The 15,344-nt window shown below is 67.9% G+C and carries 11 protein-coding genes; 7 read left to right on the top strand and 4 right to left on the bottom strand.

Going from position 1 to position 15,344, the window contains the following annotated elements; genetic code table 11:
• Nucleotides 1-168: 168 nt before the first annotated feature.
• From WS69_RS15400 to WS69_RS15380, 5 genes are all read left to right on the top strand, one after another.
• A complete protein-coding gene (locus WS69_RS15400) occupies nt 169-1,872 on the top strand; it encodes an AMP-binding protein (RefSeq protein WP_059471601.1) in 1,704 nt (567 codons plus the stop codon).
• 77 nt (nt 1,873-1,949) lie between these two features.
• Nucleotides 1,950-3,479, top strand: coding sequence for a CoA-acylating methylmalonate-semialdehyde dehydrogenase (locus WS69_RS15395; RefSeq protein ID WP_059471600.1), 1,530 nt, complete (start codon nt 1,950-1,952; stop codon nt 3,477-3,479).
• A 12-nt stretch (nt 3,480-3,491) separates the two neighbouring features.
• Entirely contained in the window at nt 3,492-4,388 is an 897-nt protein-coding gene (mmsB, locus tag WS69_RS15390) for a 3-hydroxyisobutyrate dehydrogenase (RefSeq protein WP_059471599.1), read from the top strand.
• Nucleotides 4,388-5,182, top strand: a complete 795-nt coding sequence (locus WS69_RS15385; protein WP_059471598.1) for an enoyl-CoA hydratase — start codon at nt 4,388-4,390, stop codon at nt 5,180-5,182. Before mmsB ends, WS69_RS15385 begins: the two co-directional genes overlap by 1 nt.
• Nucleotides 5,179-6,327, top strand: coding sequence for an enoyl-CoA hydratase/isomerase family protein (locus WS69_RS15380; RefSeq protein ID WP_059471597.1), 1,149 nt, complete (start codon nt 5,179-5,181; stop codon nt 6,325-6,327). The genes WS69_RS15385 and WS69_RS15380 overlap by 4 nt, the downstream gene beginning before the upstream one ends.
• A 352-nt stretch (nt 6,328-6,679) precedes the next feature.
• On the opposite strand, the gene WS69_RS15375 is transcribed toward WS69_RS15380, so the two are convergent.
• The 3 genes from WS69_RS15375 to macA are packed head-to-tail and all read right to left on the bottom strand — an operon-like array spanning nt 6,680 to nt 11,235.
• On the bottom strand, nt 6,680-8,062 hold the full coding sequence (locus WS69_RS15375) for an efflux transporter outer membrane subunit (protein ID WP_059471596.1): 1,383 nt from the start codon (nt 8,060-8,062) through the stop codon (nt 6,680-6,682).
• Between the two features lie 9 nt (nt 8,063-8,071).
• Nucleotides 8,072-10,033, bottom strand: a complete 1,962-nt coding sequence (macB, locus tag WS69_RS15370; protein WP_059471595.1) for a macrolide ABC transporter ATP-binding protein/permease MacB — start codon at nt 10,031-10,033, stop codon at nt 8,072-8,074.
• A 2-nt stretch (nt 10,034-10,035) separates the two neighbouring features.
• Complete coding sequence (gene macA, locus WS69_RS15365; protein ID WP_059471594.1) at nt 10,036-11,235, bottom strand: macrolide transporter subunit MacA; 1,200 nt, start codon at nt 11,233-11,235, stop codon at nt 10,036-10,038.
• 357 nt (nt 11,236-11,592) lie between these two features.
• Between macA and sfnG the strand changes: the two genes are divergently transcribed.
• Both sfnG and WS69_RS15355 read left to right on the top strand, forming a co-directional pair.
• Nucleotides 11,593-12,687 (top strand): dimethylsulfone monooxygenase SfnG, encoded by a 1,095-nt coding sequence (gene sfnG, locus WS69_RS15360; protein ID WP_059471593.1) that lies wholly within the window; start codon nt 11,593-11,595, stop codon nt 12,685-12,687.
• A 410-nt stretch (nt 12,688-13,097) separates the two neighbouring features.
• Nucleotides 13,098-13,820 carry a ribonuclease T2 gene (locus WS69_RS15355; RefSeq protein ID WP_059471592.1) on the top strand — a complete coding sequence of 241 codons (723 nt, stop codon included), beginning with the start codon at nt 13,098-13,100 and terminating at the stop codon, nt 13,818-13,820.
• A 442-nt stretch (nt 13,821-14,262) separates the two neighbouring features.
• Here WS69_RS15355 and WS69_RS15350 read toward each other — a convergent pair whose 3' ends face one another.
• On the bottom strand, nt 14,263-15,177 hold the full coding sequence (locus WS69_RS15350) for a glutaminase (protein ID WP_059471591.1): 915 nt from the start codon (nt 15,175-15,177) through the stop codon (nt 14,263-14,265).
• Between the last annotated feature and the right edge of the window lie 167 nt (nt 15,178-15,344).

Below are 15,344 nucleotides of genomic sequence, written 5' to 3'. Positions count from 1 at the left end.
CGATCGACAGCTTTGCATGGGATCGGAGCAAGCGCTGAAGCGCCAGCTCCGATCGACAGCTTTGCATGGGATCGGAGTAAGCGCTGAAGCGCTAACTCCGATCGACAGCTTTGCATGGGATCGGAGTAAGCGCTGAAGCGCTAACTCCGATCGACAGGAGACGACACGATGACGGCACAGGCGTTCCTCGACGCACGCGATTTCCTGCTGCGCCACCGCACCGACTACGACACCGCATATCGCGATTTCGAATGGCCGGCGCTCGACGAATTCAACTGGGCGCTCGACTACTTCGACGCGATCGCGCGCGGCAATGACAAGCCGGCGCTGTGGATCGTCGACGCCGCGACGGGCGACGGCGCGCAGTACACGTTCGCGCAGATGTCGGCGCGCTCCGCGCGGATCGCGAACTGGCTGCGCGGCATCGGCGTCGCGCGCGGCGAGCGGATTCTGCTGATGCTGCCGAATCGCGTCGAGCTGTGGGACACGATGCTCGCCGCGATGAAACTGGGCGCGGTCGTGCTGCCCGCGACGACGCAGCTGTCCGCCGACGACGTGCGCGACCGCGTGCGGATCGGCGGCGTGCGCTATGCGATCGTCGACGAGAACGAGGCCAAGAAGTTCGAGCAGCCGGGGCTCGACGTGACGAAGATCGTCGCGGGCGCGCCGCGCGCGGGCTGGCTCGCGCTCGCCGACGGCTACGCGGCGAGCGCGGACTTCACGCCGGACGGCGTCACGCACGCGAGCGATCCGATGCTGCTGTATTTCACGTCCGGCACGACGTCGAAGCCGAAGCTCGTCGAGCACACGCATCGCACCTATCCGGTCGGCAGCCTGTCGACGATGTACTGGGTCGGCCTGCAGCCGGGCGATATCCACTGGAACATCAGTTCGCCCGGCTGGGCGAAGCACGCGTGGAGCTGCTTCTACGCGCCGTGGAACGCGCAGGCGTGCGTGTTCGCGTTCAACTACGCGCGCTTCGAGCCGAAGGTCGTGCTCGATGCGCTCGTCAAATATCAAGTCACGACGATGTGCGCGCCGCCGACCGTCTGGCGGATGCTCGTCCAGCAGCCGCTCGCGACGTTCGCGGTGAAGCTGCGCGAGATCGTCGGCGCGGGCGAGCCGCTCAATCCCGAGATCATCGAGCGCGTGAAAAAGGCGTGGGGCGTGACGATCCGCGATGGCTACGGACAGACCGAAACCACGTGCCTGATCGGCAACTCGCCGGGCCAGCCGGTCGTGCCGGGCTCGATGGGCCGGCCGTTGCCGGGCTACGCGATCGACCTGCTCGATCCGGACGGCGCGCGCGCGAGCGAAGGCGAGGTCGCGCTGCCGGTGGACCCAAGCGTCGAGCGCCCGGTCGGCCTGATGAAGGGCTATGCGAACGATCCGGAGGCGACGGCGCACGCGATGCGCGACGGCCATTACCGGACTTCCGACATCGCGCTGCGCCGCGACGACGGCTATTTCGTCTACGTCGGCCGCGCGGACGACGTGTTCAAGTCGTCCGACTACCGGCTGAGCCCGTTCGAGCTCGAAAGCGTGCTGATCGAACACGAGGCGATCGCCGAGGCGGCCGTCGTGCCGAGCCCGGACCCGGTGCGGCTGTCGGTGCCGAAGACGTTCATCACGCTGCGCGCGGGCTACGAGCCGAGCGAGGCGCTCGCGCGCGAGATCTTCCGCTTTTCGCGCGAAAAGCTCGCGCCGTACAAGCGGATTCGGAGGTTGCAGTTCGCCGAGCTGCCGAAGACGATCTCCGGAAAGATTCGCCGCGTCGAATTGCGCCGGCGCGAACTGGCGCGCGGCGACGACACGTCGAGCCGGATGCCCGGCGAGTATTGGGAAGAGGATTTCGCGGCCGACGGCAAGTGACGCCCGGCCGCGCCGCCGCATAAACCGGCCGGTGACGCGCGCGGCGCGTCGCCGGCCATAGCCTGGAGAATCGCACGATGAACGCAACCCCGTCGTCCCGGAAGGGACATCACGTGCCGACCGTGAAGCTGTTGATCGGCGGCGAATTTGTCGAGTCCCACGCGACCGAGTGGCGCGACATCGTCAATCCGGCGACGCAGGAACTGCTCGCGCGCGTGCCGTTCGCGACGGCGGCCGAGGTCGACGCAGCGGTCGAGTCCGCGCAGGCCGCGTTCGCGAAATGGAAAAGCACGCCGCTGTCCGCGCGGATGCGGATCATGCTGAAGTTCCAGGAGCTCGTGCGCGCGAACCTGCCGCAGATCGCCAAGACGCTGACGGCCGAGCAGGGCAAGACGCTGCCCGACGCCGAAGGCGACATCTTCCGCGGCCTCGAGGTCGTCGAACACGCGTGTTCGGTCGGCTCGCTGCAATTGGGCGAATTCGCGGAGAACGTCGCGGGCGGCGTCGATACCTACACGCTGCGCCAGCCGCTCGGCGTGTGCGTCGGCATCACGCCGTTCAACTTCCCGGCGATGATCCCGCTGTGGATGTTCCCGATGGCGATCGTCTGCGGCAACACGTTCGTGCTGAAGCCGTCCGAGCAGGACCCGCTGTCGACGATGCAGCTCGTCGAGCTCGCGATCGAGGCGGGCGTGCCGAAGGGCGTGTTGAACGTCGTGCACGGCGGCAAGGAAGTCGTCGACGTGCTGTGTTCGCATCCGCTCGTGAAGGCGATCTCGTTCGTCGGCTCGACGGCCGTCGGCACGCACGTGTACCGACTCGGCAGCGAGCACGGCAAGCGCGTGCAGGCGATGATGGGCGCGAAGAACCACGCGGTGATCCTGCCCGACGCGAACCGCGAGCAGACGATCAACGCGCTCGTCGGCGCGGCGTTCGGCGCGGCGGGCCAGCGCTGCATGGCGACGTCGGTCGCGGTGCTCGTCGGCGCGGCGCGCGACTGGCTGCCCGACATCGTCGCGAAGGCGAAGACGCTGAAGGTCAGCGCGGGCGCCGAGGCGGGCACCGACGTCGGCCCGGTCGTGTCGCGCGCGGCGAAGCAGCGGATCCTCGGCCTCATCGAGACGGGCGAAAAGGAGGGCGCGACGCTTGCGCTCGACGGCCGCGGCACGAACGTCGACGGCTATCCGCACGGCAACTTCATCGGCCCGACGGTCTTCGCGGACGTGAAGCCGGAGATGACGATCTACACACACGAGATCTTCGGTCCGGTGCTGTGCGTGATGTCGGTCGAGACGCTCGACGAGGCGATCGCGCTCGTCAACGCGAATCCGTTCGGCAACGGCGTCGGCCTCTTCACGCAGAGCGGCGCGGCCGCGCGCAAGTTCCAGAGCGAGATCGACATCGGCCAGGTCGGCATCAACATTCCGATTCCGGTGCCGGTGCCGTTCTTCAGCTTCACGGGCTCGCGCGGCTCGAAGCTCGGCGATCTCGGCCCGTACGGCAAGCAGGTCGTGCAGTTCTACACGCAGACGAAGACCGTCACCGCGCGCTGGTTCGACGACGACGCGACGGCGGGCGCCGTCAACACGACGATTCGGCTGCACTGATTGGGAGGCGCGATGAAGATCGGTTTTATCGGCTTGGGCCACATGGGGGCGCCGATGGCGCTCAATCTGCTGAAGGCGGGCCATGAAGTGCACGCGTTCGATCTCAGCGAGGACGCGCTGCGCCTCGTGAAGGACGGCGGCGCGCACGTCGTGATGTCGCCGCGCGACGCGGCGATGGGCGCCGAGTTCGTCGTCACGATGCTGCCCGCGGCCGCACACGTGCGCGCCGTGCTCACGCAGGACGACGGCGTGTTGGCCGGCCTCGGCGCGGGCGCGATGCTGATCGATTCGAGCACCATCGATCCGGCGAGCGCGCAGGCGTTCGGCGAACTCGTGCGCGGCAAGGGCGGCGCATTCGTCGACGCGCCGGTGTCGGGCGGCACGGGCGGCGCGGCGGCGGGCACGCTGACGTTCATGGTCGGCGGCAGCGACGCCGACTTCGAGCGCGTGAAACCCGTGCTCTCGGCGATGGGCAAGAACATCGTCCACTGCGGCGCGACCGGGATGGGGCAGGTCGCGAAGGTCTGCAACAACCTCGTGCTCGGGATCACGATGGCGGGCGTCTCCGAGGCGATGGCGCTCGGCGCGTCGCTCGGCATCGATCCGAAGGTGCTCGCCGGCATCATCAACACGTCGACGGGCCGCTGTTGGAGCTCCGATACGTACAACCCGTATCCGGGCGTGATCGAAACCGCGCCGTCGTCGCGAGGCTACTCGGGCGGCTTCGGCACGGATCTGATGCTGAAGGATCTCGGCCTCGCGAACGACGCGGCGAAGCACGTGCGGCAGCCGGTCTATCTCGGCGCGCTCGCGCAGCAGCTCTATCAGACGATGAGCAGCCGCGGCGACGGCAAGCTCGACTTCTCGGCGGTGATCCGTCTGTACCAGCCGGTCAAAAAGGACGCCTGATGATCGCGCTCGACTACGCCGACGACGGCGCGATCGCGCTCGTCACGCTCAAGCGCCCGTCCGCGAACACGTTCAGCGCGGACGGGCTCCTGCAACTGCAGCGCACGATCGAGCAGCTCGAAGCCGATTCGCGCGTGCGCGCGCTCATCGTCACGGGCGACGGGCCGAAGTTCTTCAGCGCGGGGGCCGACCTGAACGCGTTCGCCGAAGGCGATCACGCGATCGCGCGCACGATGGCCGCGCGCTTCGGCGCCGCGTTCGAAGCGCTGCACGACGCGCGCTTTCCGACGATCGCCGCGATCAACGGCTATGCGATGGGCGGCGGCCTCGAATGCGCGCTTGCGTGCGACATGCGGATCGCCGAGCGGCATGCGCAGATGGCGCTGCCCGAGCCGTCGGTCGGCCTGACGCCATGCGGACTCGGCACGCAGACGCTGCCCTGGCTCGTCGGCGAAGGCTGGGCGAAGCGAATGATCCTCGCGGGCGTGCGCGTCGACGCCGAAACGGCGCTGCGCATCGGCCTCGTCGAGGAGGTCGTCGACACGGGCCGCTCGCGCGACGCCGCGCTCGGGCTCGCGCGCGGCGCGGTCGCGCTCGGTCCGCGCGCGGTCGGCGTCGCGAAGGAACTGATCGGCCTCGCGCGGCAGGGCGTGCCGCGCGGCGCGGCGCTCGCAATCGAGCGCGAGCGCTTCGTCGACCTGTTCGACGGCGGCGAGCCGTGCGAAGGCGTCGCCGCATTCCTCGGCAAGCGCAAGCCCCAATGGCGAATCGACGACGGAGGGCAGCCGCAATGAGCTCGCCGATGATGCACGACGTCCATCGCGACGCGGCGGCGCACGACGTGTCGATGCGCGTCGTGAACCGCGTCGCGCTGATCACGCTGAACCGGCCGGCCGCGCTCAACGCGCTGTCGCACGAGATGGTGCGCGCGCTCGCCGCATTGCTCGAACGCTGCCGCGACGATCGCTCGATCGTCGCCGTCGTGTTGCGCGGCGCGGGTGACAAGGGTTTCTGCGCGGGCGGCGACGTGCGCGCGCTGCACCGGATGGCGAAAGCGGGCGGCCGCGACTGGCTGCCGTTCTTCGTCGACGAATACCGGCTCGACTACGCGATCCACACGTTTTCGAAGCCCGTCGTCGCGCTGATGGACGGCATCACGATGGGCGGCGGGATGGGGCTCGCGCAGGGCGCCGCGCTGCGCGTGTCGACCGAGCGCAGCAAGATCGCGATGCCGGAGACGCGGATCGGCTTCGTGCCCGACGTCGGCGCGACGCATTTTCTCGCGAAGCTGCCGGTCGAGCTGTCGCTGTACGTCGGCCTGACGGGCGCGACGCTGTCGGGCGCGGATGCGCTCGTCGCGAAGCTGGCCGATCTGTCGGTGCCGTCGTCGTGGCTCGACACGTTCGAGACGCGGCTCGAACGCACGGACTGGTCGGGCGACGCGTTGCGCGCATTGCGCACGGTGTTCGCGCCGCCGTGCAACGTCGTGCCGCACGCGGTGCTCGACGGCCAGATGCCGTGGATCGTCCGGCATTTCGACAAGCGCTCGGGCGTCGAGCGGATCGTCGCGACGCTGCGGCAGGATCTGACGCGCGACGAGCTGTCGCGCGAGCACCGGCAATGGCTGCAGACGGCGCTCGACGCATTGACGAGCCATTCGCCGACGATGCTCGAAGTGACGCGCGAGGCGCTCTTGCGCGGCCGGCAGATGACGCTCGCCGAATCGTTCCGGATGGAGCTCGGGATCGTCACGCGCGCGATCGAGGAGGGCGATTTCCGCGAGGGCGTGCGTGCGCATCTCGTCGACAAGGACCGCAGGCCGGGCTGGGCGCCCGCATCGCTCGTCGAGGTGCAGCGCGAGCGCGTCCTGCATTTCCTGACGTCGCCTTGGAAGCGCGATGCGCATCCGCTCGCCGATCTCGGCGAACAGGCGGATTGAGCGATCGTGCTGCGCTCGTGTCGCGGCGCTGACGGCGGCGTGGGGGCGGCGTGGGGGCGATAGGCTGCGCCGTCGCCGTCGCCGTCGCCGTCGTCGCGATCGCCGATCGCACGAGCTTTTCGAATTCGAGCGAATGCGACGCGTCGGTACGGCGGACGCGCCGACGGCGCGCCGAGCGACGCGGGACCCCTCGGGACGCCGATTCGCGCGAAGCGCGGCGATGCCGCCGCGTTTGGGCAATGTCGGCGCACCGCGTTCGTTGCAGGTTCTCGCGATGCCGCGCATGTCCGCGACCCGGCGCAGGCTTCGAACGACGGCTTTCGGGCTGCGCGCCCGATCCCGCCGAAGCGGCTCATTCCGCGCCGCCCAGCGCCTTGTACAGGTTCATCCGGTTGTTGAGGCGGTCGAGCCGAGTGCGCGCCAGCGCGCTTTGCGCATCGCGCAGCCGCTGCTGCTCGTCGAGCCACGGTTGCACGCCCGTCGCGCCGGCGACGAAGCGCGCCTTCGCGAGCGTTTCCGCGCGTTGCGCCTGCGCGAGTGCGAGCGCGCGCTCGTCGGCCTCGGCTTCGAGTTGCACGCGCGCGGACAGCGCGTTCTCGACTTCGCCGAGCGCGCGGTACAGGTTCTGCCGGAAATGGACGACGGCTTCCTCGTACTGCGACTTCGACACCTTGATCTGCAACTGCATCGTGTTCCATTGGATGAACGGCAGCGTGAGCCCGAGGCCGAGCGTCGCGACCGGGTTCTGCAGCACGCGCTCGAGGCTCGTGCTCACCGTGCCGATGTTGCCCGTCAGCGTGAACGTCGGGTAGAAGCTCGTGCGCGTCACGTCGACGTTCGCGAGCGATTCGCGCAGCCGGAACTCGGCCGCGCGCAGATCGGGGCGGCGGCCGAGCAGCTCGGCGGGCAGGCCCGCGGCGACTTCCGGCAGCGGCGCATCGGGCAGCGCGCCGCGCTCGGCTGCTTGCCGCTGCGGCGGCTGGTCGAACAGGATCGCGAGCGCGTTGCGGCTCTCGGCGCGCTGCTGGATCAGTTGCGTCTGGTCGGCACGCAGCGCGGACAGGTTCCGCTCGGCCTGCGCGACGTCGAGACCGGACGTCGCCCCCGCCGCATGGCGTGAGCGCACGAGCTTCAGCGTCCGCTCCGCATACGCGATGTTCGCGTCGCCGAGCGCGATCTGCTGGTTCAGGTATGCGACCTGCCAGTACAGCGCCGCCGTCGTGCCGATCAGCGACAGCCGCGCCGCATCGCGGTCGGCCTGCGTCGCTTCGAGCTCCCAGCGCGCGGCGTCGCGCTGCGCGGCGAGCTTGCCCCACAAGTCGAGCTCGTAGCCGAGCGTTCCCGTGATGCCGCTCGTGCGGCCCATCCGGTGCGTGTCGAGCGTGCGCGATACGTTGCCGGTTGCGCCGAGCGTCACGTTCGGCGTCAGGTTCGTATCGGCGAGCCCTGCCTGCAGTTGCGCGCGATAGACGCGGATCGCGGCGGCCGCGAGATCGTTGTTCGTGCGCAGCGCTTCGTCGATCAGGCGATCGAGCGTCGGGTCGCCGAAGCGGCGCCACCAGTCGTCGGGCGCGGCGCTCGCCTGCGCGGCGACGGGCGACGCCCATTGCTCGGGCAAGCGGACCGCGGGCGACGGCGTGTCGCGCGACTGCGTCGCGCAGCCGGACAGCAACGCATGCGCGCATGCAAACGCGGCGGCGCGTCGGGCGAAACGACGGGTTGGGAAGTTCGTCATCGCTTCACCTCAATCGCGCGCGAGCGAATCGATCGGATCCAGCCGCGACGCGTTGCGCGCGGGCATGAAGCCGAACACGACGCCGATCAGCGTCGAGCACAGGAACGCCGACACGATCGAGCCGGCCGAGAACACCATCTTCCATTGGTCGACGAACAGCGAGAACAGGAAACTCATCCCGAACGACAGCACGATGCCGATCGCGCCGCCCATCAGGCACACGGTCACGGCTTCGACGAGGAACTGCTGCATGATGTCGGCCTGCCGCGCGCCGACCGCCATCCGGATGCCGATCTCGCGTGTGCGCTCGGTCACGGACACGAGCATGATGTTCATCACGCCGATCCCGCCGACGACGAGCGAGATCACCGCGATGAGGGACAGCAGCAGCGTCAGCGACTGGCCGGTTTTCTCGACGGTCTTGACGACGCTGTCCATGTTGTACGTGAAGAAGTCCTTGCGGCCGTGCCGCTGCAGCATCAGCTTCGTCAGGCTCTTCTCGGCCGCGTCGCTCGGCTGGCCGTCGCGCACGCGCACGGTGATGCTGTCGAGATGACGCTGGCCGAACAGCCGCCCCGATGCGGTCGTGTACGGCGCCCAGACGTTGAGATTCTTCATGTCGCCGAACGCGCTCTTCTTTTCCGCGGTCACGCCGATCACGACGCACGGCAGATTGTCGATCAGGATCACTTCGCCGAGCGGGTTCGGATTCGCGCCGAACAGCTTGCGGCGCGTGTTCTCGTCGATCACCGCGACCTGCGCCTGGCGGCGCACCTCGTCGGGGCCGAACGCGATGCCTTGCGCCATCTTCATCCCGCGCACCTGGAAGAAGCGCTCGCCGACGCCGCTCACGAGCGCGTTGACGTCGACGTTCCGATAGCGCAGCAGCAGGCTGCGCGACGTCTCGGGCGTTGCGCTGTCGACGTAGATCTGCTCGGCGAGCGCGGCGGCGTCGGCGGGCACGAGCGTCTGGATCGTGTCCGCGCGGCTGTCGCCCCAGTCGCGGCCGGGGTAGACGTTGATCGTGTTCGTGCCGATGCTGCCGATCTCGTCGAGCATGTAGCGCTTCGCGCCTTCGCCGATCGCGACGATCGACACGACCGACGTGATCCCGATGATGATGCCGAGCATCGTCAGCAGCGTGCGCAGCCGATGCGACACGAGCGCGATCCATGCCATCCGGAACGCTTCCGCGAAGCGGCCGACGCCCGCCGACAGACGGCGCGCGCGATGGGGCGCCGGGCTGCCGTTCGCGTCGAGCTCGCCGTCGGCGTCGTCCGCGCGCGGATTGAGCCGGTCGCCGACGATCCGGCCGTCGCTGATCTCGATGATGCGCCGCGCATGCGCGGCGACGCGCTCGTCGTGCGTGACGATGATGACCGTGTGGCCGAGCGCGTTCAGCTCGCGCAGGATCCGGATCACGTCCTGGCCGCTCTTCGAATCGAGCGCGCCCGTCGGCTCGTCGGCGAGGATCACTTCGCCGCCGTTCATCAGCGCGCGCGCGATGCTGACGCGCTGCTGCTGTCCGCCCGACAACTGGCTCGGCCGATGGTCGGCGCGATCCGACAGGCCGAGCCGCGCGAGCAGCTTCAGCGCGCGTTCGCGCCGCTCGGCGTGCGCGCTCCCCGCGTAGACGGCCGGCATCTCGACGTTCGCCGCCGCGGAAAGATGCGGCAGCAAGTGATAGCGCTGGAAGATGAAGCCGAAATGTTCGCGGCGCAGGCGCGCGAGCTCGTGGCTTTCGAGCTCGCTCGTCTCGCGTCCGCCCACCTTGTAGCTGCCCGAGCTCGGATGATCGAGACAGCCGAGGATGTTCATCAGTGTCGACTTGCCCGAGCCGGACGCGCCGACGATCGCGACGATCTCGCCCGCGCTGATCGAGAGGTTCACGTCGTCGAGCACGACGACGTCCTTGTCGCCCGCGGGAAAACGCCGCGTGACGTGCGTCAGTTGCAGCAGCGGTTCGGCCATCGTCAGCTCCCCGCGTCGGACGCGGCGGCGCCGGCGGCCGCGGGTTCGTTCGCGTCGCCGATGATTACGCGCTCGCCTTCCTTCAGGCCCGAGAGCACTTCGACCTTCACGTTGTTGTTGATGCCGGCGCGGACCTTGCGGGTCGCGACTTTGTCGTCGACGCCGAGCACGCGTACCGGATACGCGCCGTCCTTGTCCTTCGCACCGAGCGCGGTGACGGGAATGTTGAGCGCGTTGCGCGCGGCGCCGAGCAGGATGCTCACTTGCGCGGTCATCGAGATGCGCAGCCGATGGCCGGGATTCGGCACTTCGAAGAGCGCGTTGTAGAACACCGCAGTGTTCGATTTCGACGAGCCGCCGCCCATGCCGCCGAGTCCGCCTTGCGTGTCGAGGAAGTTCTGCGGCGCGGGCTCGATCGCGCGCAGCTTGCCGTAGTAGCGCTTGTCGGGCTCGCCGAGGATCGTGAAGTACGCGGCCTGATCGGGGTGGATGCGGATCACGTCCGCTTCGGACACCTGGGCTTTGACCGTCATCGTATCGAGCTCGGCGAGCTTCAGGATCACGGGCGCCTGCTGCTGCGCGATCACGGTCTGGCCTTCCTGCGTGACGATTGCGACCACTTCGCCGTCGATCGGCGCGGCGATTCGCGTGTAGCCGAGGTTCGCGCGCGCGATCTCGATCTTGATCCGCGCCTCGCGGATCTGCGCGTCGAGCGCGGCGAGGCTCGCGCGCTGCACGTCGAGCGTCGCGGCCGCGGTCTCGTAGTCCTGGCGCGACGTCGCGTCGTCGGGCAGCATCTGCTGCTGCCGGTTGAACGCAAGCTCGGCTTGCTTCAACTGCGCGGCAGTCGAGCGTTTCTGCGCGATCAGGTTGTCGACGTTCGCTTCGGCCTGGCGCAGCTCGTTCTGCGAGATCACCGGATCGATCTCGGCGAGCCATTGATCTTTCTTCACCTTGTCGCCGAGCTTCACCTTCAGTGACTTCAACTGGCCGGACACCTGTGCGCCGACGTCGACCTGCTTGAACGCGTGGAGCGTGCCCGTGGCCAGCACGGCGTTTTCGAGGTCGGCGCGGGCGACTTTCGCGGTCAGGTAATGCGGCGCCTTGTCTTTCGCGAAAAAGCGTTGGGCCAGCACGACGAGCGAGGCGAGCACGACGACGCCGGCCGCCGCGGCGATCCAGCGGCGTTGGGATTTTTTCATGGGAGGCAGAACGGTAAGGCGTGGCAGGCGAGCAATTGTAATGAAAATGCAAACCGGCCATTGGAATACGGAAAGGCGCGCCGGGTTCAATGCCGCGACAAAATTCTTCAATATTTCGACAGTTCGTGACACGGGCGGCGTGAAAGCGCGATCTCGGCCGCCGCCGTGCGTCATTTGCATATCTCGCCGCGGCGGGCATCGATAGCTGAATTCATTGGTTGGCCGACATGCCGGCCCGCCCTACGATGCGCCGAGACAGACGCCGCGAGAAGCGGCGCGTCCGAGGGCCATTGCCGACCGGCCGGCCGCGCGCCGCCGAATCCTTACCGTCCCCTTCATGCTTCAAGGAACGATCCGATGAGTCACGAGCCGGACCACCTCAAGTTCGCCTACTGGGTGCCCAACGTCAGCGGCGGCCTGGTCGTCAGCAAGATCGAGCAGCGCACGAGCTGGGATATCGACTACAACCGACGTCTCGCGCAGCTCGCCGAGAAGAACGGCTTCGATTACGCGTTGTCCCAGATCCGCTTCACGGCCGGCTACGGCGCCGAGTTTCAGCACGAATCCGTCGCGTTCAGCCATGCGCTTCTCGCCGCGACCGAGCGGCTGAAAGTGATCGCCGCGATCCTGCCGGGGCCGTGGCATCCGGCCGTCGTCGCGAAGCAGCTTGCGACGATCGATCAGTTGAACCAGGGGCGCGTCGCGATCAACGTCGTGAGCGGCTGGTTCAAGGGCGAATTCACCGCGATCGGCGAGCCGTGGCTCGAGCACGACGAGCGCTATCGGCGCTCGGAGGAATTCATTCGGGCGGTGAAGGGCGTCTGGACGCAGGACAACTTCACGTTCAAGGGCGACTTCTATCGATTCAACGACTACACGCTGAAGCCGAAGCCGTTGCAGCAGCCGCATCCGGAGATCTTCCAGGGCGGCAACTCGGCGGCCGCGCGCCGGATGGCGGCCGCCGTGTCCGACTGGTATTTCATGAACGGCAACACGCTCGACGGCCATCGCGCGCAGATCGACGAGATCCGCGCGGCGGCGGCCGCGCAGGGACGGCAAGTGAAGTTCGGCGTCAACGCGTTCATCATCGCGCGCGACACCGAGCGCGAGGCGCGCGACGTACTCGACGAGATCGTCCGTCACGCGGACGTCGACGCCGTCAACGCGTTCGGCCACGCGGTCAAGCAGGCGGGCAAGGCGGCGCCCGAAGGGCAGGGAATGTGGGCCGATTCGAAGTTCGCCGATCTCGTTCAATACAACGACGGTTTCAGGACCAACCTGATCGGCACGCCCGAGCAGATCGCCGAGCGGATCGTCGCGCTGAAGGAGATCGGCGTCGATCTCGTGCTCGGCGGATTCCTCCATTATCTTGAGGATGTCGAATATTTCGGCAGGCGCGTGCTGCCGCTCGTGCGCGAGCTGGAGCGGCAGCGCGACGCACAGCCGGCTTGATGCGATGCGACACGGGCGGCCTGTCGATCGTCTCGCGACGAGCGACGGGTCGTGTGCTGTCGGATGCGCGATGAACTGGCGAGGGGATGGCGCTGTCCGCGAGCGCGCGCGGCGCTTCATCGGACTCCGTGTTTGAATTTTGCGTTTGAATTTCTCGTTTGAAACATCGACGCCGAACATCGATTTCGAACATCCACGTCGAACATCTCCGCCGCGCGTGCGATCGCTCGCGCGTTCGCCGTATCTCGTCCAACTGCGCCGAGCATCGCCTTCGTCGCACGATCCGCATCGTCGCGCCTTCACGCAGTCACACCGCTGCAATATTGACGAAAGCACAATAGGCACCCGACAGTTCACCAACATCGCGGCGCCTCTCGCGCGGTCGCCGCGTCCATACTGAGGGGGCCGGTATGCTTCATACCTTCGCGCGCGCCGCGTGCGCGCTCGCGGTCGCGTCGGCTTGCAACACCGCCAACGCCTACGACTATCTGTTGCTCGCGACGTCCTGGGAGCCGGGCTTCTGCGCGACGCACAGCGCCACCGAGTGCAGCACGCTGTCGGGTTCGTACGCGTCGACGAACTTGTCGCTGCATGGTTTGTGGCCGAACAACTACGACGGCAATCAGCCGTTCTATTGCGGCGTGCCGCAGAACGAGATCGACCTCGACAACAACCATCAGTGGTGCAGCATGGACTCGTACCCGGTCGGCTCGTCGACGTTGAGCACGCTGTCGACGTACATGCCGGGCGTCGAGTCGTGCCTCGACAAGCACGAGTGGTACAAGCACGGCGCCTGCGCGCAGGCGCCGTCGGCCGACGCATACTGGAACAACGCGACCGGGATGGTCAGCCGCCTGTCGACGACGTCGTTCAACACGTTCCTGCAATCGAACGCGGGCAACACGGTGACGCGGACGCAGCTCCTGACCGCGTTCGAAGGCGCGTTCGGCAGCAACACGCGCGGCGCGGTGTCGCTCAAGTGCGTGAAGGTCAACTACGTCAGCTATTTCACCGAGGCGTGGATTGCGGTGAAGACGGATGCGACGTCGCAGTTCCCGAGCGCGGCGTCGCTCGTGACGGACGGGAGCACGCAGGGCACGTGCCCGACGTCCGGGATCTACATCGCGAAGTAAGCGGGGCCTGGTTGGCGCAGTTCGGGCGGTACGCGGCTCGGGCGAAGCGATCGTGGTTGTCGGACCGGCAGCCCGAATGCCGCCGGGTGGGCGGCGAACGTCGCGGACGTCGGCGACGTGACGTCGCTCGGTTGCCGCGCTTGCCGCGCGGCCGCCGTTGCCCGGCTTTCCGCCGGTCAAGCACGCGAGATCGCTTGCCGGCGCGCAGGTCGCCGATTGGCAACTGGCGGCGCGGCTTGCGGAGAAGCGGTCGCGTGGGCCATCGATGCGCGGCGACATCGAGGCGCTCGCGCGCCGTCAAATCCTGCGTCGCGCCGCCGACGTCGTCAGAAAATCGAACGCCCCGAATACGTCGTCAGCCGCTCGAGCGCGAGCGTGCCGGCGAGCGCCGACATAAATCTGCCGCCGTTGCGCCGGATGAGTCGCGCTTGACCTCGGCGCTTCAAAAGATCGATCGCCCTGAGTAGGTCGTCAACCATTCCAAGGCGAGCGTCCCCGCGAGCGAGTTACCGTTCGGATCGAGCCCGGGCGACCACACGCACACGGCCATCTCGCCCGGCAGCACCGCGACGATCCCGCCGCCGACGCCGCTCTTCGCCGGCAGCCCGACGCGGTAGACGAAGTCGCCGGCGGCGTCGTAGGTGCCGCAGGTCAGCATCAGCGCCGACAGTCGCTTCGCCGAGCTCGGATCGAGAATCCGCGCGCCCGTCGCCGGCGCGACGCCGCCGTTCGCGAGAAAGAGCGACGCCTGCGCGAGCTCGACGCAATTCATCGTGATCGCGCATTGGCGGCAATACGCGTCGACGACCGTCTCCGGCGGCATCTGCATGTTGCCGAAGCTCGCCATGAAATGCGCCATCGCGCGGTTGCGCTCCGCGTGCTGCAGCTCGGACAGCGCGACGCGCGAATCGTAATCGATGTCGGCGATGCCGGTCAGGCGACGGATGAATTCGACGAGCGCCGTCTCCGCGCGTACGAAGCGGCGGCTCAGCACGTCGGCGACGACGAGCGCGCCCGCGTTGATGAACGGATTGCGCGGCTTGCCGCGCTCGCTTTCGAGCTGCACGAGCGAGTTGAACGCGGTGCCGGACGGCTCGCGCCCGACGCGCTGCCACAGTTCGTCGCCGAGCAGTTGAAACGCGAGCGTGCACGCGAACAGCTTGGAGATGCTCTGGATCGAGAAGCGCTCGCGCGCGTCGCCGATCGTGTGGACTTCGCCATCGAGCGTGACGACGGCCATGCCGAACCGTTCGGCGGGCACTTTCGCGAGTTCGGGGATGTAGTCGGCGACGCGGCCCGCGCCGATCCAGGGCGCGAGTTCGGTGTGGATGCGTTCTAGGATCGCTGGGTAATTCATCGAATCAGTGCGCGGTGCGCCGCGCGGGTATGAAGCGAGCCCGTATGGAACCTTCTCGGCGGCAATTCGTCAAGCATCGGCGGCGCATCGTGTCGCGAGCAAATGAATTGTCCGGGTCTGTAGCACGTAATCTGTCCGGTTTTTGGGTGCGGCATGAAGCCAGCCGT

Origin of the sequence: Burkholderia sp. BDU5, assembly GCF_001522845.1 — a bacterium.
Classification (GTDB): domain Bacteria; phylum Pseudomonadota; class Gammaproteobacteria; order Burkholderiales; family Burkholderiaceae; genus Burkholderia; species Burkholderia mayonis.
The sequence above is the reverse complement of the archived record's forward strand: the minus strand, read 5'-3'. Positions and strand labels throughout refer to the sequence as shown.